Raw genomic sequence first — 23,513 nt, 5'->3', positions numbered from 1 at the left:
CTTGAGTCTTGGCTCAAGTACTACTTCCAATGATTAGGTGACTGATGGTCGCTCTCCATTTCACGACCAAATATTTCTTCTAGCTCTTTGCGGGCCTCTTTCGCTCTTTGAGCCAATTTCTTATCTTCATTGTGTTGAGGCAATAAGTCCTTAAGCATAGCATTATCCAACTTGCGAAAATGTGCTTCTGCCCGCTTTGCTTGATAAGGATGCATACCCAGTTCTACGAGCGCTTGGCGACCGAGATCTAGCGCCCCTAAAAATGTTTCACGAGAGTAATTCTCTACACCATGACTCATTAACTGGTAAGCCTCGACACGGCTTCTTGCTCGGGCTAACAACTTAAGTTTCGGGAAGTGCACGCGACAAATGTCCACGATAGCCATCACCTCATCAGGTGAATCAGTACAAATAATCAATGCTTCCGCTTTATCAGCGCCAGCAGCCCTCAATAGGTCAATTTGTGTAGCATCGCCATAAAACACTTTGTAACCATACTTACGTAATAGGTGGATTTGGCTGGCATCACTTTCTAATACTGTCACTTTGATTTTATTGGCATACATTAAACGTCCGACGATCTGACCGAAACGTCCAAAGCCTGCAATGATAACGCGTGGTCGGCGATCCACGACTTTCGTGGTCATGCCCTCTTCTTCTTGATTCAGGGTATGAGCAAACCACTTCTTTTGTCCCATCAGCAAAAGAGGAGTCGTCACCATGGATAGACTGACCACCACCAACAGAAACGCCACTTGCTCTTTGGACAAAATGCCCTCTTGGCTCGCCGCGGTAAATATAACAAAGGCAAACTCACCGCCTTGGCTCAAAATTGCAGCCATACGGCTTCTCGCTTTGGCTCCGACACGGGCAGCTCTCGCCAATGCATACAAAACCAAACCCTTAACCACGACCAAAGCCACCACCGCACCGAGAATCTCTAAAGGATGTAATGCCAATAACCCCAAGTTTACCGCCATGCCCACCGCAATAAAGAATAACCCCAACAACAGACCTTTAAATGGCTCGATAGCGATTTCCAACTCATGGCGATACTCACTCTCTGCCAGCAAAACGCCTGCTAAAAAAGTCCCCAATGCCATCGAAAGGCCGAGCTTTTGCATCACGACCGAAATGCCAAGCACGACTAAAAGTGCAGCAACGGTAAAGAGTTCACGAACGCCGCTCATCACGACAAAACGAAATAGCGGACGTAGTAAAAAGTGACCACCAATCAACAGTGCTACCACACTGCCTAAAATAGTGAAGACATCCAACCAACTTCCACCACTATGCCCGCCTGCTAGCAAGGGCAACATCGCCAGCATCGGGATCACTGCAATATCTTGAAAGAGCAGCACCGCAAAACCAGATTGCCCCGTTTCGGTACCATTAAGCCCTTGCTCTTCAATGACTTTAAGCGCAATCGCCGTCGAGGACAGCGCCAACCCCATCCCGATCACTAAACTCACTTGCATGCTTACGCCAAACATACTGACGACACTACCAATCACGGCGGTCGTGACCACAACCTGCGCACCGCCTAAACCTAAAATCGGCCCTCGCATCTGCCACAATTTTTTAGGGTTTAATTCCAGCCCTATCAAAAACAGTAACAACACAACCCCAAGCTCGGCAAAATGCAAAATGGCATCAACGTCGCTAATTAAGCCAAGCCCCCATGGGCCAATCAACACACCAGCGAGTAAATAACCTAAAACCGAGCCAAGCCCAAGGCGCTGAGCAATCGGCACCGCAATAACCGCAGCCGAAAGAAAGACCACACTGCTTTGAAGAAACTCACTGGTGATCGCCATACTGACCTCCTCGATCTGCCGCTTGCCAGTTTTCAAGTGGGTTACTCAGCCATCCACGGTATAACTCGGCATGTTCGTAGCGTTCAATATCTGAAACATTTCTTGACCAATACAACACCAGTGGTTCAATCCAGTGCATCTGGCATAGGGCTGCCGTCAGTTCAAACGGTTGCAAGATTTGCTCAAGTGGGTATTTGTTGTACCCCTTCGCGCTGAAGGCTTCTTCTTTACCACCTGTTGTAATGACACTGCGCCAGTATTTTCCTTCTAGCGCCGCACCTCCGCCAAACGCAAAGCCTTTACCTAACACTCGGTCTAGCCACTCTTTTAATAGGGCTGGACATGAATACATATAAAGTGGGTGGTGAAATACGATCACATCGTGAGCGAGCAACAACTCATGTTCATAATTCACATCAATAAAGAAATCGGGGTAAACACCGTAAAGATCGTGCACAGTGACGTGATCAAGCGACTGAGCTTTTTTTATCATCACTTGATTGGCAATCGAGTTATGTGGCTCTGGATGAGCATAAATGACCAGAACTTTTGGGAGAATAGACGGTGCAACAGCCAAATGGTCGTCCTTGTGGTTATTTTTATCCGTTATCAAATTGTTATACTTTTTTGTACAGCATAATGCAATTAAAGCGAATCAATCGACTTTTCCGGTCAATACCCCTACTATTCACCGCTAGATATATACCCAAGTGGCTTTAAAAACGATTGAAACCACTTCGCTATGTAACCAAGCAACGCGCACTGCGCAAAGTGAATGAAAACTTTATGATTACCTTCTCTGATATTCAGTTACTGCGTGGCGGTAAACCTCTTTTAGACCAAGCTTCTGCGACTATTCACCCTGGCGATAAAGTCGGTCTTGTGGGCAAAAACGGCTGCGGTAAATCAACGCTGTTTGCCCTACTGAAAGATGAACTGTCAATTGATGCAGGCTCATTTAGCCAACCTCAACATTGGGAGTTGGCCTGGGTCGCACAGGAAACGCCTGCGCTAGAGCGCACTGCACTGGAATACGTCATTGATGGTGATCGCGAATACCGCGCTCTCGAAAAGCAGTTAGCTGAAGCAGAAACACAAGACAACGGAACCCTAGTTGCCGAGATACACGGTAAAATTGAAACCATTGGTGGTTACAGCATTCGCGCTCGCGCGGCAGAACTGCTCGATGGTTTAGGGTTCAGCCAAGAGCAAATGAGTTGGAGTTTGACCCAATTCTCGGGTGGTTGGCGTATGCGTCTTAACTTGGCTCAAGCGCTATTGTGCCGTTCTGACTTATTGCTACTCGATGAGCCAACCAACCACTTGGATTTGGACGCGGTAATGTGGTTAGAGCGTTGGCTACAAAACTACCCTGGCACGCTGATTCTGATCTCGCACGACCGAGACTTCCTTGATCCAATCGTTGGTCGCATCATTCACATCGAGAATCAGCAGCTGAACGAATACACGGGTAACTACTCGTCATTCGAAAACCAACGTGCGCAAAAAATGGTGTTACAACAAGCGATGTTTGAAAAGCAACAGAAGCAGATGTCGCACATGCAAAGCTACATCGACCGCTTCCGTTACAAAGCATCAAAAGCACGCCAAGCCCAAAGCCGTATCAAAGCTTTGGAGCGCATGGAAAAAGTACTGCCAGCTCAATTCGATAACCCATTTAGCTTTCAATTCCGTGAGCCAGCTGCGCTGCCAAACCCAATCATGATGATGGATGAAGTATCTGCAGGTTACGGTGACAACCTCATCTTAGAGAAGATCCGCTTGAACTTGGTTCCTGGCAGTCGTATTGGTCTACTCGGCCGTAATGGTGCGGGTAAATCGACCTTAATCAAGCTGCTCTCTGGTGAACTTAACGCGCAAGGTGGTGACCTAACTTACTCACAAGGCGTGAAAATTGGTTACTTCGCTCAGCACCAGTTAGAAACGCTTCATCCTGAAGAAACGCCGCTGCAACACATGATGCAAATCGCACCCGATCAAACCGAACAGCAGCTACGTGATTACCTAGGTAGCTTTGGCTTCCAAGGTGACAAAGCACTAGAAAGAGTTGCGCCGTTTTCTGGTGGCGAAAAAGCCCGTTTGGTATTGGCTTTAATTGTGTGGCAAAAGCCAAACCTGTTGCTACTTGATGAACCGACCAACCACTTAGACTTGGACATGCGCCAAGCATTGACGATGGCACTGCAAACATTCGAAGGTGCGATGGTGATTGTTTCACACGACCGCTATTTACTGCGCGCTACGACCGATGACTTGTATTTAGTGCATGATAGACAAGTTGCTCCGTTCGACGGTGACTTAAATGACTATTACAAATGGTTAACCGAACAACAAAGAGCGGAACGCAAAGAAGCACAAGCCGCACAGCCAGCCAAAGATAGCGCCAACAGCGCGGCAGCGAAAAAAGAGCAAAAACGTCGCGATGCAGAGTTTCGAAAACAGACAGCGCCAATTCGCAAAACGCTGACACAACTAGAAAATAAAATGGATAAGTTAGGTGCTGCACTGGCCGAAGCTGAAGAACAATTGGCGGACAACTCACTGTATGCGGCCGAAAATAAAGCTAAACTTAACCAAGTGCTGGCACTTCAAGCTTCTAGTAAGGCTGAGCTCGAAGAAATTGAAATGGAATGGATGTCTGCTCAAGAAACGTTGGAGCAGATGGAGCTAGAGTTTAATCAATGAGTAATCAACACGCTGAATACACACTCACCCTAGAACACCTTTGGCAGTTTAGTCTGCAGTTTTATGGTGTGCGAGAAGTGAAAGAGGCGTGCTTATCATTGCAAAACAACTACCACGGTAACGTGAACCTACTCCTGCTGCTCAGATGGCTCGATGAGCAGCAACTCATTTTCCAAGAAAAAGACTGGCCCTTGGTGCAAGACTGTCTAGGTAGAAGCGAAACTTTACTTCACTCCTTTCGCGACCTTCGTCGCCACCTTAAGTCTCAAGTCAATGACGCTTTGTATCGTGAGACCTTGCAGTTTGAGCTGCAACTAGAAAAGCAGCAACAAGCGGATTTGGTGGACTGCATTAACTCACTTGCACTACTCAAAAATGATGGTGACCCACTGACGTTGAGATACTGTCGTCAACTCGGTGGGGAGCATTTGCAGCAAGCCTTTGCTATTCCGGTGCCAAACATTCAACCACCAAAACGCCCATAAATCTGTAGAATACCTATAATCTTTATAAAGGATTATATTAATAAGTTCTTCAACGGACACCGAAGGACCGCATAAGAGCAGTTAGGTATGACACAATTTTTCGCAGCCGCCGGGATCAAAAACCCGCATCTCCAAACTCTTTTGCCGCGTTTTATTCGCAAAAAAGCGTTATTTACGCCGATTTGGCAAACCCTCGATACATCCGATGGCGACTTTCTCGATCTCGCGTGGAGCGAGGACCCAACCCAAGAGCCTGCACAAAAAAAGCCGATTTTTGTTTTATTTCATGGATTAGAGGGGTGCTTCTATAGCCCTTATGCCAATGGGTTAATGAATGCATTTGCTCAATCTGGATGGCTGTCGGTGATGATGCATTTTCGTGGCTGCAGCGGTAAACCAAACAAAAAAGCACGAGCTTACCACTCGGGTGAAGTGACGGATGCTCGTTACTTCCTAGAGCACCTTGAACAACGTTTTCCTGATAATCCCAAAGTTGCAGTTGGTATTTCTCTTGGCGGTAACATGTTGGCGAATTATTTAGCCCAATATAAAGATCACCCTATTTTGAATGCAGCGACTATTATCTCAGCGCCTTTAGACCTAGCGGCGTGTGCAAACCGTATAGAACAAGGCTTTTCAAAAGTGTATCGCCGTTATCTGCTTTCTTCACTGAAACGTAACGCGTTACAAAAGCATCATCTACTGCATGGCGAGCTTGCGCTGTCCTACAACTCAATAAAACGTGTCACACGATTGTATGAATTCGATGATTTGATTACCGCACCATTGCATGGCTTCAAAGACGCACAAGATTATTACGACCAATGCTCTGGCTTAAGTAAACTACAGCAAATCACGCTACCCACACTGATCATCCATGCCAAAGACGATCCGTTCATGACCGACGATGTGATCCCGAAGTTTGTTCTGCCAGATAACATTGATTACCGTCTCTTTGAACACGGTGGCCATGTTGGTTTCCTGACAGGAACGGCGTTAAAACCTAAGTTTTGGTTGGAGGAAGCGCTGCCCGCGTATTACGAAAGTATCGCCGCAGATTACCTTTCTGCTGTATCCAAGCAACGAACGCAGTAAACTAGCCGCTCATCATAAAAGTTAGAGGTATTTATGATCATTCCATGGCAAGACATTGCGCCGGAAACATTGGAAAACTTAATTCGTGAATTCGTCTTACGCGAAGGAACGGATTACGGAACCGTCGAGGTTTCTTTGCAAGACAAAATTGATCAAGTTAAAGCTCAATTGGAAAAAGGTGAAGCGGTTATCGTGTTCTCTGAGCTACACGAAACCGTCGATATTCAGCATAAAACAAAATTTTAGACCCTTCACATTTTACCGTATCCCACTCGATGACAAGGTATTGTTACGTGCTATAGTGGGATATCGACCGTGCAGTAGTAACTCTACTGCACATTACAGGTAAGTAATTTTCGACAAGGTTTGTCATGTCAGCTAAACACCCAATTATTGCGGTTACTGGTTCGTCCGGTGCCGGCACGACCACTACATCTGAAGCCTTCCGTAAAATGTTCAATATGATGAACGTTAAACCCGCATGGGTTGAAGGCGATAGCTTCCATCGCTTTACTCGCCCAGAAATGGACATCGAAATTCGCAAAGCCCGCGAGCAAGGTCGACACATTAGCTACTTTGGCCCACAAGCTAATGACTTCCCGGGATTAGAAGAGTTTTTCCGTAAGTTCGGGCATGACGGCACTGGCAGCGTGCGCCGTTATCTGCACACGTTTGACGAAGCGGTTCCCTACAATCAAATGCCAGGCACGTTTACACCGTGGCAAGACTTACCCGAAAACAGCGACGTTCTGTTTTATGAAGGGTTACATGGTGGCGTGGTCGATGGCGATGTTAATGTTGCTCAACATGTGGATTTCTTAATCGGCATGGTGCCGATTGTGAACTTAGAGTGGATACAAAAATTCGTACGTGACACTCGCGATCGCGGCCATTCGCGTGAAGCGGTAATGGACTCAATCGTGCGATCAATGGACGATTACCTCAACTATATCACTCCGCAGTTTTCTCGTACTCACATCAACTTCCAGCGCGTACCGACCGTTGATACTTCCAACCCACTTAATGCAAAAGGCATCCCTAGTTTGGATGAGAGTTTTGTGGTGATTCGCCTACGCGGTATCAAGAATGTCGACTTCCCATATCTGCTGGCCATGATTGATGGCTCATTCATGTCACGCCACAACACGATTGTCGTACCCGGCGGTAAGATGAGCTTTGCAATGGAGCTCATAGTTCGGCCTATCCTACAACAGCTCATCGAAACAGGGAAAATTGGCTAAAAACCTGCCTGCGAAGATGTTTACTTTTCATACCGTGATCATGTGCACAGTTTTGCTTACAAAATCTCAATCATGGCACGATTAAAATCAAGAAATCGTTTTCGAAAAAGGATACTATTTCTTACCGAAACACAAGAGAGCTTGCAGCATATAAAAAGTGCTCTTATTCTAGTAGGCCTAATTCAGGCTTAGCTAAAATATGGATAGCGCAAGCGTACCCTGCAGAGGAAGTGAGATATTATGGTTCTAGGTAAACCTCAAACCGACCCAACATTAGAGTGGTTTCTTTCACACTGTCATATTCATAAGTACCCTTCAAAGAGCACGCTAATTCACGCGGGCGAAAAGGCAGAAACTTTGTACTACATCGTTAAAGGTTCTGTTGCGGTTCTTATCAAAGACGAAGAAGGTAAGGAGATGATCCTTTCTTACCTAAACCAAGGAGACTTTATTGGTGAACTTGGTCTATTCGAGGAAGACCAAGAGCGCACAGCTTGGGTTCGTGCTAAATCTCCTTGTGAAGTTGCTGAAATTTCTTTCAAGAAGTTCCGTCAGCTTATCCAAGTAAACCCAGACATCCTAATGCGTCTTTCTGCGCAGATGGCTCGTCGTCTTCAAGTAACTAGCCAAAAAGTGGGTGACCTGGCGTTCCTAGACGTAACTGGTCGTATCGCTCAGACGCTTCTGAACCTTGCAAAACAACCAGACGCAATGACTCACCCAGACGGCATGCAAATCAAGATCACTCGTCAAGAAATCGGTCAAATTGTTGGCTGTTCTCGTGAGACAGTAGGTCGTATCTTGAAGATGCTAGAAGAGCAGAACCTAATCTCTGCTCACGGTAAAACCATCGTGGTTTACGGTACTCGTTAATCTCGAACTAGAGTGACACGAACAAAATTATAAAAGCCACCAATGGCAACATTGGTGGCTTTTTATTTACTCATGACCAAATGAGATAGGGTGCAGCGAACACTAATGAGTAAGCTTAACAGGTTAACCCTAAAACTTAGCCATTCGTACTTTCAAAGATTTTGTCCGCTGAAGCGGCCACGAAACCTGGGTACAAATCACCATTTTCCATCGGATAGCGCTTAGCAAATTCATAAAACCCGCCAGGGATAATTTCAGTGCCTTCGCTAAAACGAACCGCTACTTTATCTGCCATGGTCGATGACTGCTCTAGCAACACCTCAGGAGTACCCTTCACTTCACCACCATTTTCATTAATGGTAAACCCAGCGGTACGCAGATGATCGTTTACCTGCTTCACTTCTTCATATTCATTGAGCTGGTTAACGCTCACCGTGAAGTGGTTTGCTCCGTAACCATGCGCCGCAAGCCAAGATGCGTACTCACTTTCTTTAGCCAATGTTTGGTAATCAGCAAAGCTTAAATCCCACAAGCGTCCACCATGTAAGAATGCGCTATCGTTCAGTTTGTCAGCATCGACTTGTGCCACCAAATTTTTCACAATTTCTTGTAGCTCAGGTGAGCACTCTTCAACTTTTAGCTCACTAATAAATACTTTAGGTTGCTTCGGATCTGGGTGCTCATAGTGCTTAGCAACCAGCTTTTTGCTTTCGAAAACGTAATCACCACAAGCCTTGTAACCAATAGCTACAAATGGCTTAGCTAGAGTTTCAATACCAAGAGGCGCGATATTGAAGGTACGTAAAGCTATATGATCATTAATCAGAGGCTCATCTTCTTGAAGCAGCTGATGCACTTTAGCAGCCGAAGGGCAAAGACGTTGAATGTAATCTTGCCATAGCGATTCAAATAACACATCGGGCGTCATAACGACTCCTTGTTACGAGATGTAGAGTTTAAAGGTAAGCGGAAGTTGGCTGCTCGTTCACAACAAAAGTTGTCCAGAATAATGAACGAGCAACCATCAACCTGTGACGGTAAATGCCAGTCAGTCAACACGCTTTTCCGAGTCTTTGCTCACTTTTCGTGTTCTGCCAACGCTCACTACAACCCATACCTAAATGATGCGCCGGCAAGGTGAGCCGCAATGCATAGTTGCGACTCTATAATTAAAACTTATAGCGCTACACCTGGACTCAATGTTGCAGGCAAGACAGTTTCTTGACCTTCCATTGATGCCATTGGGTACGCACAGTAATCTGCTGCGTAGTAAGCGCTTGGGCGCAAGTTACCCGACGCCCCCGGACCACCAAATGGCGCATCACCGCTTGCACCAGTGAGCTGGCGGTTACGGTTCACGATACCTGCACGAATGTGGTCAACGAAGTATTCCCATTCTTGGTCGTCGGTTGAAACCAAACCAGCAGATAAGCCAAAGCGCGTATCGTTTGCTAGCGCCACGGCTTTGTCTAATCCTTCGTAGCGCACCACTTGCAGAAGTGGGCCGAAGTACTCTTCATCTGGTAACTCAGCAATGTTCGTTACATCAATGATGCCTGGAGAAACAAATGCCGCCTCTCCTGCTTTCGCTTCAATTAAGCTTTCACCGCCAAGAGACTGTAGGTTAGCTTGTGCATCAAGAATAAACTTGGCTGCCGCGACCGATATTTGCGGTCCCATAAATGGCGCAGGTTCTGCAAATGGTTGGTCTACGCGAATATTGCGTGTCGCTTCAACGAGCTTGGTGATAAGCGCATCACCTTTTTCACCCAATGGCACATACAAACGACGAGCACACGTACAACGCTGCCCAGCACTGATAAACGCTGACTGGATGATGGTATAAACCGTGGCATCCAAATCACCATATTTATCAGAGATCACCATCGGGTTATTACCCCCCATTTCTAGTGCGAGCATCTTGCCCGGTTGACCCGCAAATTGACGGTGTAATACATGCCCCGTATTCGCGCTACCCGTAAACAGTACGCCATCAATGCCTTTTGCGTCAGCTAGGGCGATACCAGTTTCTTTCGCGCCTTGAACAAGGTTAATCACGCCTTTCGGCAGACCGGCTTCTTCCCATAACTTCATTGCCAATTCACCCGTCCATGGCGTTTGCTCAGACGGTTTGAAGACTACCGTGTTACCAGCCAGTAGCGCAGGTACAATGTGACCATTTGGTAGGTGGCCTGGGAAGTTGTAAGGACCAAACACCGCCATCACGCCCAATGGGCGGTGGCGCAATACGATTTGGTTGCCTGCTGCTTCACGGCTCGCCTCACCAGTGCGGTCATGATAAGCGCGAATCGAAATGGCAATTTTACCTGCCATTGCCGCTGCTTCAGTGCGCGTTTCCCAAATTGGCTTACCGGTTTCTTTGGCAATGACTTCGGCGATTTTTTCGCTGTTCTCTTTTACTTTCTCCGCAAAAGCCAACACGATTGCCTCACGCTCTGAAAATGGGCGCTTTTTCCAGTCAATAAACGCTTTACGCGCTGCAGATACCGCCTGGTTCACCTGCTCTGCCGTTGCACCTTTGCCTTGCCAGATCACTTCTTGGTTGTACGGCGACAGAGACGTAAATGCTTCACCCTGACCTTGTACCCATTCACCTGCAATCCAATGTGTCATTGTTTCTATCCTTAAATTCTGTCGTCTGTTACTGCGGAAGAAGGCGAACGAAATCCCCTTCTTCAACCGAAAGTGCATCCGCAACGTCTGGTGCGATCATTACGCTCTGTGTCTCTGCGTCATACGCCGCCTTAGTGACTGTCGCACGGAAGTTCTCGAAAGATGAATTACACATCAAGAAGTCTTGTGTGCTGGAATGTTCAGAGATTTTGACTTGCGCGCGGAATGAATGACGTACCGACTCAATATTACGCAGATCACACTCAACCGTTGGGCCACCATCGAAGATGTCGACGTAGCCTCGGTTGGTAAAACCTTCACGCTCAAGCAGCTTCAGCGCTGGACGCGTGTTGTCATGTACTTGACCAATCACGGCTTGCGCTTCTGGGCTGAGCAGATTGATGTAAATAGGCAGTTTCGGCATCAAGTCGGCGATAAAGCCTTTCTTGCCGATACCTGTCAGGTAATCTGCAAGCGTGAAATCGATAGAGAAGAAATGCTCTTGAAGCCATTGCCAGAATGGTGAATTACCCTCGTCGTCTGAAACGCCACGCATCTCCGCAAAGATCGTTTCAGAGAAGCGCTCTGGGTGTTCAGCCATCATTAGGAAACGACACTTCGACATTAGACGACCATTCAGACCTTGGCGGAATTTCTCACGCAAGAACAAGGTACAAATTTCGCTGTTACCCGTGTAGTTATTACCAAAAGTAAGCAGTTTAACAACGTTGTTAACGCCAAGCTTTGGCGACGAGTGCACAACTTTACTAATGTGATATGAGTAAAATGGGACATCCCAGCCGATAGATGCTTCGATTCCGGTGGTACCCGCAACCTCACCCGTTTCAGAGTCAAAGCCAACCATCAGGTAGCCTTCATCGCCTGGTTCTGCCACATCTGACTTACCAAAGCTGTACTCTGAATGTTTGATTCGATTGGTTAACAGTTCTTCGTTAACCGGTAGAGATGTAAATCCGTGACCAGACTCCACCGCACAAGTGTGCAGTGCGTCGTAATCCGACATCGCGATAGGGCGAACTACTAGCATCAATACTCCCTCCAGATGCAAGAAGATCCTAACTATATTGTAGGAACAATTCCCCCATCAGAGATCCTTGACGGGGGTGTCTGCGTTGACGTTTAAACTGATATCGCGCTTAAACTAAAGTCGCGATCGCTTTATCCAGTTTCGCCAAGCCTTCTTCAATTTCTTGTTGTGTGATAACGAGTGATGGTGTGAAACGTACGACATTGGCACCCGCAACCAATACCATGAGACCTTGTTTACCTGCAGCAACCAGCACGTCACGCGCACGGCCTTGCCATTCTTCATTTAGTGCAGCGCCAAGTAATAGGCCTTGACCGCGCACTTCTGAGAAGATGTTGTACTTCGCGTTGATCTTCTCTAGGCCTTCACGGAACATTGCTTCGCGTTCTAGCACACCAGCCAACACCTCTGGCTTAGTAACTTCATTTACAACCGCTTCTGCAACCGCACACGCTAGTGGGTTACCGCCATATGTAGAACCGTGAGTGCCCACTTTCATGTGCTCTGCCAATTTTGCTGTCGTTAGCATTGCACCGATTGGGAAACCGCCACCAAGTGATTTCGCAGTACTTAGAATATCTGGCGTGATACCTAAACCTTGGTAAGCGTAGAAGTTACCTGTACGGCCATTACCAGTTTGCACTTCATCGAAGATCAGTAAGGCGTTGTGTTTGTCACACAGCTCGCGAACCGCTTGAGCGAACTCAGGCGTTGGTGGCACGATGCCGCCTTCACCTTGTAGTGGCTCCATCATGACCGCACAAGTACGATCAGACATGTGCGCTTGTAAAGCTTCGATATCGTTGTAAGGAAGGTGTGTCACGTCGCCTGGCTTAGGACCGAAACCGTCAGAGTATGCCGCTTGGCCACCAACCGTTACGGTAAAGAATGTACGACCGTGGAAACCTTGTTTGAATGCAATGATTTCAGATTTCTCAGTGCCATGAACGTCTGCTGCATAACGACGTGCCAGCTTCAAAGCGGCTTCGTTTGCTTCTGCGCCAGAGTTAGCAAAGAACACTCGCTCAGCAAAACTCACTTCTGTTAGCTTTTTCGCCAGACGAAGGGCTGGTTCGTTCGTCATAACGTTACTTAAGTGCCAAAGCTTGTTAGCTTGCTCTGTTAGTGCGTTTACCATTACTGGATGACAATGGCCAAGACAGCTCACTGCAATACCACCAGCAAAGTCGATGTATTCATTACCTTCCTGATCCCAAACACGTGAACCTTCACCTTTAACAGGGATCATTTCCATCGGGTTATAGCAAGGTACCATTACCTCATCGAATAAACCGCGCTCTACTTTAATTTCCGTTGTCATTGCACATTCCTTCTTGATACCGCATGCGTAGCAGATAAGCGAATTTAACCGGCTCTCTTTGCCAGCAAATAATGTTTTGCATTTAAGCTATTGCGGCATTGTATTTACATTTAATTAACCATTTCAATAGTGATTTATTCTTTTCGTTCTCGAAAGTAACTTCCATTAATCACTGCTTATGACTATTTATGCATCAAGAAAGTAAAATAGAGAAGTGATTTTTTATAAATGTTATGTAATACAGGGGATAGAAGGTTTAAAAAGACATGAATAGACAAAGAGACTCGAGAGAATCGCATAGTTTTGCAATCCGCTCACCTCAGCAAAAAGATGAATGATTTGTTAAGAAAAGTGATCGCGATCAGATCGCTTTGCGTGCTAAAAAGTTCGCAAGCAACTCGTGACCTTGCTCAGTTTTGATTGATTCTGGGTGGAATTGCACCGCATCAATTGGCAAGGTTTTATGTTGGTAACCCATTATTTCATCCATGCTTCCGTCAGGCAGTTCTGTCCATGCAGTCAGTTCAAACACGTCGGGTAAAGTACCGTTTTTCACCACAAGAGAGTGATAACGGGTTACCGTGAGTGGGTTATTCAGATTTTTAAACACACTACGACCGTTGTGACGAATTGGTGAGGTCTTACCGTGCATCACTTGTCGTGCACGTACCACTTCGCCCCCAAACACTTGCGCTATCGCTTGATGGCCAAGACAAACACCCAATATTGGAAGCTTACCAGCGAAGTGTTCTATCGCTTTCAGTGAAATACCTGCTTCGTTCGGCGTACATGGCCCTGGCGAGATCACCAAATGAGTTGGGTTGAGCGCCTCAATGCCTTGGATATCGATTTCATCGTTACGCACCACCTTTACGTCTGCACCAAGCTCGCAGAAGTATTGGTAAAGGTTGTAGGTAAACGAATCATAATTATCGATAATTAACAGCATGGGACTACATCGTGGAAACCTGAAAGCGAGTATTGTGCCGCCTTTTTATCTAAACGCAAGTACGATCAGTTATTCCACCTCGGCTTGCAGGAACTTACTCAGCAGGCTTTCCAACGCATTTCTTTCTTCAGAGTCGAGACAAGTTAAGTGCTGTTCCATGCTCGCGACATGCGCTTCAAGCACCTGATCTAAAAAGGCAACACCGTCTTCCGTCAATGTCACTCGATTACTTCTGCGGTCGCTTTCGCTCGCTACGCGGTGCACCCAACCTTTTTGTACTAGGCCTTCTAATCGGGTACTTACCGCACCAGACGAAATCATCAACGTTTTGTACAACGTTGTCGGAGTGACGGGTTCGACGCTACGTCTTAACGTCGCCAGAATATCGAACTCAATCGCGCTGATCCCAGCATCACCGCACACTTGGCCATGGGCCTGTTCCCAGAAGTTTGCCGCGCGACGAATTCGCCCAACCACGCCCATCGAAGAACAATCTAAGTCAGGTCGTGCTTGCTGCCACTGCTGAAGAATCTTATCTACACCGTCCATTACATCATCCTCACGATCATCACTAACTAAAAATCTTTTCAAAAAGATACTTGACCAAAAGAAAAAACACCATTACTTTTAAAAAACAATCTTTCACAAAAGATACTTTTACAGGAGTTATTATGACCAGCGCAGAAAGGATTCAAGCAATACTGCTCACCGCGATTGCTCCCACCGTTTGGGGCAGCACCTATATCGTCACTACTGAGTTGCTACCCGCAGACAGTCCCCTGCTCGCTTCTGCGATACGCGCACTGCCTGCAGGATTACTGCTCATCGCGTATACACGCTGCTTTCCGAACCAGCAATGGTGGGGAAAACTCGCTTGCCTTGGAACGCTCAACATCGGGCTGTTTTTCTACTGTTTATTTTTTGCGGCGAGCTACCTGCCCGGAGGAACGGCGGCATTGGTCATGTCGAGCCAACCGATCATCGTGATGCTACTCAGTGGGCTGGTATTAAAAAGTAAGATCGCCTTGAGCCACTGCATCGCAGCAATCTTCGGGGTGCTTGGTGTAGCGCTTATCGTCATCAACGAAACGGTGCAGATCAGCGCGCAAGGAATTGTTCTGGCGGTACTAGGTACATTAAGCATGGCAAGTGGCGTGGTGCTCACCAAATACTGGGGACGTCCGGAGAATATGTCGACATTGGCGTTCACTGGCTGGCAACTCCTCGTCGGAGGCATCCTTTTATTACCTGCAGCGCTATGGTTTGAAGGTCTACCGGAGACCATTTCGCTAAAAAACTTGGCCGGATACAGCTACCTAACCATAGTGGGCGCGGTACTCGCTTACGCACTGTGGTTTAAAGGAATCGAGCGTCTTCCTGCAACAAACGTCGCGTTTCTAGGATTTCTGAGTAGCGTCTCGGCGAGCGTGTTGGGCTACGTATTTTTAGATGAAATACTCACACCACTGCAATTGTTAGGTGCAGGAGCAATACTGGTTTCGATCTTTTTGGCCTCCCATAGTCCTAAAGCTGCAAATGCATAACTCCAATAAACAAGATATAAAATTCAAAAGGAAATGATTATGAAACTAACGATTGTCTCTGGCAGCCAAAGGGCAAATTCACAAAGTCTCAACGTAGCTCGTTTTCTCAAACAGCACGGTTTGCAAGAATTCGACCAAGTGGAGATCCTCGACCTGCATGAACTGAACCTGCCATTTTGGAATGAAGGCGTTTGGCAAGGTATCCAAGAGTGGGATGTTTGGACACCAATCGCGCAAAAACTGCAAGAGTCTGACGCGTTTGTCTTTATCACACCGGAATGGCACGGGATGGCAACCCCTGCGCTGAAAAACTTCCTATTGCTGACGACAGCAAACGAACTGGCACATAAACCAGCACTATTGGTGAGTGTCAGCGTGAGTATCAACGGTGTTTACCCGATCAGCGAATTGCGCATGACCGGCAGCAAAAATAACCACGTGTGCTTTTTGCCTGACCACCTCATTGTGCGCAACAGCGATAAACTCATCGATCAAGATGCGAATAGCGATGACAGTGATTTTGTCGCTCGCACCCAATACACCTTGAAACTGCTCAGCTGTTACGCGAGCGCATTAGCACCAGTGCATCAGGACATGCTGCCGCTTGGTAAACCATTCACCTACGGGATGTAATCGTCATTTAAGCCGCTCAGTATTGGGCGGCGTTTAGTTTAACCTCTCTCCAAGCAACTATTAGCAACGCTAATAGTTTCAGTAGTAATCCGGTTTGTTTGAATTGTTTCAATAGTGTTAAATCATTCTCAATTAAAGGGGAGATGTATGAACATTATTGAAGTCTTAGAACCTTGGTTAGCCGACGCGATTAGTCTCCGTCATGCCATTCATAAACAACCAGAATTAGGTTTTGAAGAAAATAACACTCAAGCGTTAGTGGTTGCCGAGCTCGAAAAGTACGGCGTCGATGAAATCTGTACTGATTTCGCCAAAACGGGCGTGGTGGGTGTGATTCACGGCTCGCTCGGGGACGGAAAGAGCATCGGTCTTCGCGCCGACATGGACGCGCTACCCATCCATGAAGCCAACACATTTGCCCACCGTTCGTGCCACGACGGTAAAATGCACGCTTGTGGCCATGACGGTCACACCACTATGTTGTTACTCGCTGCGCGCTACTTGGCCCAGTCGCGTAACTTTGCAGGCAAAGCGGTGCTGATATTCCAACCGGCAGAAGAAGGTCGCGGTGGCGCCGAGACCATGATCACCGACGGCGTGTTAGAGCGCTTCCCGATCGACGAATGCTACGCTCTGCACAATATGCCGGGCATTCCTGAAGGGCATTTCGCATTTAAGACGGGGCCAATAATGGCGAGCTCTGACCGTCTGTTTGTCACTGTCGACGGAAAAAGTGGTCATGCTGGCTTACCACACACAACCCAAGATCCATTACTTGTCGCGACCCATATTTACCAAGGTATTCAAGGCATGGTCAGCCGCAACTACGACCCGTTTGATCCACTAGTGGTTTCGGTCACACAGCTGCATTGTGGAGAAACAACCAACGCCATCGCCGACCAAGCTCATATGAGCGGTACGTTCCGTACTTTGTCTCAACAAACACGAGATAGCTTGGTTGAACGACTCGAGCAACTAGTAGCTCACAGCGCCAAGGCGCACGGGATGCAAGCAGAATTTAAACTCGGACCAATTTCTCACCCACCGACGGTTAACACCGAAAACGAAACTCGGCGAGCGATCGACGCAGCGGCTCAAACCGTTGGAGCTGAGCGCGTTAACCCAAGCTGTGAAGCTATGCTAACCAGCGAAGACTTCGCCTTTTTCCTCAACAAAGTACCGGGTTGCTACGGCTTTATCGGCAACGGCACTGAGGAGCAAGGATGCAGCGTTGGCCTGCACAACAAAGCCTACGACTTTAACGATCGGCTGCTGCCGATTGGCGCCGCTTACTTTATCAATTTGATTGAACAGCAATAACAACAAATGAGGGGAAGTGACTCCCCTTTTTACACAAAGGAGTGTTCTAACAATGTCGACTGCAATTACGCAAAAATCGAGTTCAGGCGCGTCAATGATCGACCGCATTGAGCGACTGGGCGATAAAGTCCCTCATCCCTTCTATTTGTTTATCTTCCTGTGCCTCAGCGTCATGCTGCTCTCTTGCCTATTCTCGTTTATTGGCGGCGGCGTGACCCATCCATCTACGGGTGAAGTAGTGCACGTTAAGAGCCTAATCAGTGGTGAAGGTCTGGTTTACATCCTGCAATCGACGGTGAATAACTTCGTCTCGTTTAAACCACTCGGATTGGTCTTATGTATGATGCTAGCGGTGGGGCTATTGCAAGAAGTAGGCTTGGCCGACAGTGCAATCAAACAATCATTGCTCAACGCGCCGCGTCAGTTTGTCACCGCGTCGATTTTCGTCACTGGTATCATCGGTAACCTCGCCTCAGACGCTGCGTTCATTTTGGTTCCCCCTCTCGCAGGTCTGATTTTTGCGGCAACCAACCGCAACCCAATTGTCGGCATCGCCGCAGGTTTTGTCGCGGTCGCGGCTGGGTTTACCGCCAACCTATTTATTGCTGGCACCGATGTATTACTTTCCGGTATTTCAACCGAAGCGTCTGCCATCGTTGAACACGTCGAAGTTAGCCCGGCAGCAAACTGGTACTTTATGTTGCTTTCCGTTCCGATTTTAGTCGTCACAGGGACGCTCATCACCGACAAATACATCGAGCCTAAATTCGCGCATAAAGTGACAACCAACCACGCCGATAGTGAACCGTCTTTTGAAATTACCACTAAGCAAAAGAGTGCGTTGAAATGGGCTGGAGCAGCGTCTTTGGTGTTTATCGCTTTGCTTTTGGCCGCCCTGCTGCCAGCCGATTCACCTCTGCGTAATGCAGACGGCGGTTTGGTACCTTCACCTTTCCTAAAAGGGATTATCCCGATCATCATGGCATTCTTCTTTATGAATGCGGTGGTTTACGGCGTCAAAGCGGGTACGATCAAACAAGCCAGTGATATTCCTGACTTGGTGTCCAAAGCGCTCAAGGGCGTTGGCGGCTACATTGTCTTGGTATTTGTGATTGCCCAGTTCATTGCTTGGTTTAAGTGGTCTAATTTAGCTATCTTTATTGCGGTGAATGGTGCGGAATGGATTTCGTCTGTCGAGATGCCAAAGCTGGCGATGATGGCGCTGTTTATGATGCTTGCTGGCGTGATGAACATGATTGTGTTTAGTGGTTCGGCGCAATGGGCGATCATGGCCCCGGTATTTATCCCACTCTTTATGTTACTTGGCGTAGACCCGCAAATTACGCAAATGGGCTACCGTATTGCCGACTCCACCACCAACATCATTTCACCGACCAATCCATATATTCCGATGGTACTGGCGCTGATCGCCAAATATAACCCGCAAGTGAAATTTGGTACTTTCCTCGCGATGATGGTGCCATACGCTCTGGTGCTATTTAGTGTTTGGGGCGGGCTATTCCTGATTTACATGCTGACAGGTTTACCCGTCGGGCCAATGTAACGTCGCTTAACGACTGGGGATAAACTCAGCAAAGCCCCAGTCGCTGACATGCTTTTTCAAAATCAAACTGAACTCATCGACTAACTCTCGATGAGTTTCTTTACGTGTAATGAGCCCTACTGAGCGGTACTGAACCGGTTGAACAATCGGAATAAAGCGAACTTCCACGTTGTTGCTCAACTCACCGATAGTGGAAGACAGAATCGTCGAACCTAGTCCGCTGGAAATCATCCCTAATAGTGTTGAGGTATGCGAAGCGCTCAACTCCGGATCATAGGTTAAACCAATGCGTTGAAACGCTTCGTCAGCAAGTGTGCGTAAACTGTTCCCAGGGCTGACACCAATCGACGCGTATTGATGCGCTTGTTCCCAACTGACTTGCTTATGCTCGGCGAGCGGATGGTCTTGCCGGCAAACAAAGCACAGGTAATCGCGAAACAGTAAATCAAAGTTCAATTCTGGGTGATTCGGATTGGTGTTGATGCCGATGTCTGCCTGCCCTTGTAGTACTGAATGGGTAATGTCATCAACCCGTTCTTCAATTAAGCGAAAAGTAAAATCTGGATAGCGCTTTTTCAGGTCATTGAGGGTTTTCGGCGCTAAGGATGCACACAACGTATATAGCGACGAAACCACCAGCGACTTGTTGTAGCCGTGCTGGCGGTCTTTGTTTTGCTGAACTAGTTTATCCAAGCGATTAACGATAAATCGCGCTTCCTGATACAACTGCTCGCCCGCTTCGGTGAGGATGATTTTCCTGCCTTGGCGCTGATAGAGTTCGCTGGCAAGTTGCTGGGTCAGCTTTTTCATCATCTGGCTCAACGCAGACTGGGTGATGTGCACCTTTTCAGCGGCATAAGTAAAATTTTGTTCCTCAGCCAAGGCGATAAAAGCTTTGAGCTGACGATAGCTAATGTCCATTTAGTAGTCTCACCCTTTGCTCTGCTGAAAAAGTATACCCAAACTTGATAACTAATACGTCAATATGATTATCCATTTCTATATTTTTTCTGAACATAAAGGCCAGCATAGGCTGGCCTTTGGTCTTTACAGCTATTTAGGAACTGTTTGTCAGGAAGTAAATTCGCTTAGCGGCGACGACGGAATAAGCCGAGACCTAGCAGCGCAAATAGAGCACCAAAACCAAACGAACCACCATCTGAATCCTTCGACCCTTCTGTTCCAGCTTCAGTTTGCGTCATTGAAACATCACGAACAGAGCTAAACTTCACGATATTACCTGTCGAGTCAGTCACTTTCTCTTCTAACTGATAATTACCTTGCTCTGGCGTTTGTTCAAACTCAATATTCACGCTACGCGCATCAATATCAGCTTGAACTAAAGTTTGGCTAGCCGAGTAAGCTTTCGTATCGCTGCTTGCCGCAGCCGCTTGTGTGGATGGCGTTAAGTTCACCGTAACAATATCGCCCACAACCGCCGTTGGTGGTAAACGGACATCGACGGCTAAGTTGTCACCTGCTTTAGGTAAATCGATGTCATCATCTGGTAAATCAATCGCGATGATCACTGGATCGTGGTCAGAGGCAGAGAACGCATCTTTGTACTTCGGCATATCACCTGTGTACTTGCTGCTGTATTCGAACAAGTTACTCTCTAGTGAGTTGATGTGCCAATCTTCAATTGCTACCACTTTTTGCGCTAGGCTACTGCTTGCCAATGCGTGGTCCAAATTACCCAGCTCGCCCGAATAGGTGTAAGAAAACGTATCAGTGCCGTGCAGCAACGTGTTTAAATTGTGCAGACCGTAACCTTTTTCAATTTTGGTCTTCTCTACTTGAAGTTCACCATCACCAATGGTTGTGTAAGCAGCAGTATAAATGTCACGGCCGTATTTCTCTTTCGAGTAATCAGTCAGTGTCAGAAGTGGGTCTTCCATGCCATAAGCATTGAGGTCGCCCATGAGCAATACATCGCCTTTCACCTCTTTCAACGCTTCACCCACTGCGTGCGCAGCAGAAACGCGGAAGTTGTTACAGTTGCCTTGCAGATCCGCTGGCTCAGAATCTTCTACACCGGCAATCCACTCTTCAATACACTCAGAGCCTTTCGACTTAAAGTGGTTTACGACAATAGACAAATCTTCACCCGTCTCTTTCACCGTAAAGGTCTGAAGTAGACTGTGGCGTTGGTACTTATCGTAAGCAGGGTTACTTTCTGTGCCCTCTTTACGAGTAATTGTGTTTTCTGCAATGTGCTGCTCTGGCGTGATGATCACTTTTGCAGCGTCTTTTGGCGTTACTGCGTTAGCACGATATAAAATCGCCACCATGATCGCATCACTGCCAAAGTATTCGTCTTGGTATTTGTCTTGCTCTTCGATTTCGACATACGTGTAATGATCTTCAGCGTCATCAATCTCAGCATTTAGGGCATCAACTAAGTTTTGGATAGCACTGCCGTCACCAAAGCCGTTGTTTTCCACTTCCATCAAACCAATAACGTCTGCGTCCATCTTGTTCATCGCCGCAACGATTTTCGCTTGCTGGATCAGGAATTCGTCTAGATTAGTCGCACCGCGGTTTTGTCCGGTTGGGTTTTCATGACCACTGTCAGCCACGGAGTTGAAGTAGTTCAGTACGTTGAAGCTTGCAATACGCAAATCTGAGTCCGCAATCGCTGGGGCATCTTTACGAGCCACATCGAAGCCTTCACCTGAAGTCACAAAGTTGGTGTTATCGACTTCATTGGTCGCAATCAGGCGGTATTCGTTGTAGCTGTAAGCCACGACACCCTGAAGACCTTCTACTCGAGAACCAAGGCGAATGTGCTGCTCTGAAGAGCCATCTTGGTCTGCATCTTTAGCAAAATCTGGGTAGTATGGGATTTGTCCGTTTGGTGCTTTGCCATCTGATTCTAAGTATACGCGGTTCGCTGCGTTGTCTTTTGCTAGCTCAACGGCTGCATCGCTCTCTGCCGCGTGTAATTGAGTCGGCTTTAACAATGGCGCTTCATGAGAGAGCATCATATTGTTACGACGTGAATCGTAGTCGTAAGAGAAGTTTCGAGTTACAAACAAGTCACTTGCCGAGGTTAACTCAACTTGCATCCCTTCATGACGCTCAAGCGCATCACGTAGTGTCTCACCTTCTTTGATAACAAGATCGGTAACTCGAGGGGTTTCAGAGGTGCCTGTTTTCACATAGCTGTTAGCATCAGAAGCAAGCTGAGTATTGCTGTAATACTCTTGAACTTTACCTTTCACACAAACAACATCACCAGCTTTCAGCGCCGTGTCCGCCGCGTCGGTATGAATGAACAAGCCTTCTGAGGTCTTGTCGTTGTTGTCGCTTTCTAATGCTTGTAGGTAGAAACCTTTGGTTAGGCCAGTGGTAACAGCAGTCACGACACCAGTTACGAAATGATCTTCGTCAGTAATGTATGGGTAACCATCAATGAATGGAGACGTATCGCCTTCACCTTGAATATCTTGGATGGTAGTGAAGTTAGGTTGCTGACCGTCGACTTCACAAGCGAATGGTGCTGGTGGCTCAGTCGCATTTAGCTCACCAAGGCCGTCAATGTTGTCTTTCTCAAATGCCGTCCACTGAGATGCATCATAAGTAGCAGAAGGGGTTAGTGCATCACTGTTACGAACTAATGTGGTGTCTTTACCAAAATCTACGTCACCCATCATACCGATGATGTCGTGCACTTCACCATCTTTAAGCAGTGCGATCGGGTCGTCACCGTTAAAGTTCGCAACGCTTTTATCTGTGATATCGGCGACAGCTTTGATGGCATCGCTCGCGTCACCATGCGCCAGTACATACACTTGGTTAGCTTGTATCGTCACTTGGCTAAGGTCGAATGTGCTGCCCCAAGTACCACCACCGTTTGATGATTTCGCCAACTCGTAGCCAGTGAGTGTCACCGCAGTATCACCCGTATTAGCGATCTCTACCGCTTTATTATAAGCGCCGCCTTCTACGTATTGGGAAATAATAATCTCTGCGTTCGCGTTTGCACTAAGTGCACTGGCGATGGTTAATGCGAGTATTGAGGGTTTGATTAACGTGTCCATTGTCATACCTGATATTTATGTAAATGCAAACTTAGCTCTGGTTAGAGCCTGCCATTTGCGTCTACTATCAGGTTTATTTATGAAATAAATAAGAATGAGTAATTAAAGCCGTGAAATGAATCACATGTGAATATAAGAAAATATGCCAGAGCATCCCATTCAAACATTTTTTGTAATAAATACAGAGCGCTATTGATAAACAAGTCAGAATTTAGATTGATTACTCAGTTTACTTTTTCA

Annotated in this window: 20 protein-coding genes; 10 read left to right on the top strand and 10 right to left on the bottom strand. The window is 47.1% G+C overall.

The features are described from left to right. Positions 1-20 precede the first annotated feature (20 nt). Together kefB and kefG are read right to left on the bottom strand one after the other, a co-directional pair. Positions 21-1,817 (bottom strand): glutathione-regulated potassium-efflux system protein KefB, encoded by a 1,797-nt coding sequence (gene kefB / locus R7E38_RS20690; protein WP_017633740.1) that lies wholly within the window; start codon positions 1,815-1,817, stop codon positions 21-23. After that, the gene (kefG, locus tag R7E38_RS20685) at positions 1,801-2,394 is read right to left on the bottom strand and encodes a glutathione-regulated potassium-efflux system ancillary protein KefG (RefSeq protein ID WP_005381444.1); all 594 of its coding nucleotides are present in this window, start codon (positions 2,392-2,394) and stop codon (positions 1,801-1,803) included. Before kefG ends, kefB begins: the two co-directional genes overlap by 17 nt. Before the next feature lie 209 nt (positions 2,395-2,603). On the opposite strand from kefG, the gene R7E38_RS20680 reads away from it, so the two are divergent. From R7E38_RS20680 to crp, 6 genes are all read left to right on the top strand, one after another. Beyond that, positions 2,604-4,523 carry an ABC transporter ATP-binding protein gene (locus R7E38_RS20680; RefSeq protein WP_054579314.1) on the top strand — a complete coding sequence of 640 codons (1,920 nt, stop codon included), beginning with the start codon at positions 2,604-2,606 and terminating at the stop codon, positions 4,521-4,523. Continuing rightward, positions 4,520-5,008 carry a TIGR02444 family protein gene (locus tag R7E38_RS20675; protein WP_033907158.1) on the top strand — a complete coding sequence of 163 codons (489 nt, stop codon included), beginning with the start codon at positions 4,520-4,522 and terminating at the stop codon, positions 5,006-5,008. The genes R7E38_RS20680 and R7E38_RS20675 overlap by 4 nt, the downstream gene beginning before the upstream one ends. A gap of 87 nt (positions 5,009-5,095) precedes the next feature. After that, a complete protein-coding gene (locus R7E38_RS20670) occupies positions 5,096-6,103 on the top strand; it encodes a hydrolase (protein WP_033907159.1) in 1,008 nt (335 codons plus the stop codon). A gap of 33 nt (positions 6,104-6,136) precedes the next feature. After that, positions 6,137-6,349 (top strand): YheU family protein, encoded by a 213-nt coding sequence (locus R7E38_RS20665; protein ID WP_005382815.1) that lies wholly within the window; start codon positions 6,137-6,139, stop codon positions 6,347-6,349. Positions 6,350-6,474: 125 nt separating this feature from the next. Continuing rightward, complete coding sequence (locus R7E38_RS20660) at positions 6,475-7,344, top strand: phosphoribulokinase (RefSeq protein ID WP_005381434.1); 870 nt, start codon at positions 6,475-6,477, stop codon at positions 7,342-7,344. A gap of 240 nt (positions 7,345-7,584) precedes the next feature. Beyond that, on the top strand, positions 7,585-8,217 hold the full coding sequence (gene crp, locus R7E38_RS20655; RefSeq protein ID WP_005381432.1) for a cAMP-activated global transcriptional regulator CRP: 633 nt from the start codon (positions 7,585-7,587) through the stop codon (positions 8,215-8,217). A gap of 136 nt (positions 8,218-8,353) precedes the next feature. Here the strand turns inward: crp and R7E38_RS20650 are convergent, their stop codons facing one another. The 6 genes from R7E38_RS20650 to R7E38_RS20625 form a co-directional block, all read right to left on the bottom strand. Beyond that, complete coding sequence (locus tag R7E38_RS20650; protein ID WP_042523639.1) at positions 8,354-9,145, bottom strand: DUF1338 domain-containing protein; 792 nt, start codon at positions 9,143-9,145, stop codon at positions 8,354-8,356. 248 nt (positions 9,146-9,393) lie between these two features. Further along, a complete protein-coding gene (gene astD / locus R7E38_RS20645; protein ID WP_226084121.1) occupies positions 9,394-10,851 on the bottom strand; it encodes a succinylglutamate-semialdehyde dehydrogenase in 1,458 nt (485 codons plus the stop codon). Between the two features lie 28 nt (positions 10,852-10,879). Next, entirely contained in the window at positions 10,880-11,899 is a 1,020-nt protein-coding gene (astA, locus tag R7E38_RS20640; protein ID WP_033907163.1) for an arginine N-succinyltransferase, read from the bottom strand. Positions 11,900-12,008: 109 nt separating this feature from the next. Next, positions 12,009-13,220 (bottom strand): aspartate aminotransferase family protein, encoded by a 1,212-nt coding sequence (locus tag R7E38_RS20635; protein WP_005381420.1) that lies wholly within the window; start codon positions 13,218-13,220, stop codon positions 12,009-12,011. A 361-nt stretch (positions 13,221-13,581) separates the two neighbouring features. Continuing rightward, a complete protein-coding gene (locus R7E38_RS20630) occupies positions 13,582-14,169 on the bottom strand; it encodes an aminodeoxychorismate/anthranilate synthase component II (RefSeq protein WP_053303043.1) in 588 nt (195 codons plus the stop codon). Positions 14,170-14,238: 69 nt separating this feature from the next. Continuing rightward, on the bottom strand, positions 14,239-14,718 hold the full coding sequence (locus R7E38_RS20625) for a MarR family winged helix-turn-helix transcriptional regulator (RefSeq protein WP_005381417.1): 480 nt from the start codon (positions 14,716-14,718) through the stop codon (positions 14,239-14,241). A 122-nt stretch (positions 14,719-14,840) separates the two neighbouring features. On the opposite strand from R7E38_RS20625, the gene R7E38_RS20620 reads away from it, so the two are divergent. From R7E38_RS20620 to R7E38_RS20605, 4 genes are all read left to right on the top strand, one after another. Next, positions 14,841-15,713, top strand: coding sequence for an EamA family transporter (locus R7E38_RS20620; RefSeq protein ID WP_005381415.1), 873 nt, complete (start codon positions 14,841-14,843; stop codon positions 15,711-15,713). A gap of 39 nt (positions 15,714-15,752) precedes the next feature. Next, entirely contained in the window at positions 15,753-16,346 is a 594-nt protein-coding gene (locus tag R7E38_RS20615; protein ID WP_053350711.1) for an NADPH-dependent FMN reductase, read from the top strand. A gap of 147 nt (positions 16,347-16,493) precedes the next feature. After that, entirely contained in the window at positions 16,494-17,666 is a 1,173-nt protein-coding gene (locus R7E38_RS20610; protein WP_005381411.1) for a M20 aminoacylase family protein, read from the top strand. Between the two features lie 52 nt (positions 17,667-17,718). Further along, positions 17,719-19,230, top strand: a complete 1,512-nt coding sequence (locus tag R7E38_RS20605; RefSeq protein WP_318082063.1) for an AbgT family transporter — start codon at positions 17,719-17,721, stop codon at positions 19,228-19,230. 6 nt (positions 19,231-19,236) lie between these two features. Here the strand turns inward: R7E38_RS20605 and R7E38_RS20600 are convergent, their stop codons facing one another. Then, on the bottom strand, positions 19,237-20,151 hold the full coding sequence (locus tag R7E38_RS20600) for a LysR family transcriptional regulator (RefSeq protein ID WP_033907171.1): 915 nt from the start codon (positions 20,149-20,151) through the stop codon (positions 19,237-19,239). A gap of 167 nt (positions 20,152-20,318) precedes the next feature. After that, positions 20,319-23,273, bottom strand: a complete 2,955-nt coding sequence (locus R7E38_RS20595; RefSeq protein WP_226084120.1) for an ExeM/NucH family extracellular endonuclease — start codon at positions 23,271-23,273, stop codon at positions 20,319-20,321. Positions 23,274-23,513 lie beyond the last annotated feature (240 nt).

The organism is Vibrio sp. Vb2131 (assembly GCF_033338535.1).
Taxonomy (GTDB): Bacteria; Pseudomonadota; Gammaproteobacteria; order Enterobacterales; family Vibrionaceae; genus Vibrio; species Vibrio alginolyticus.
Note: the sequence above shows the minus strand (reverse complement) of the source record. Positions and strands in the feature narration are given on the sequence as shown.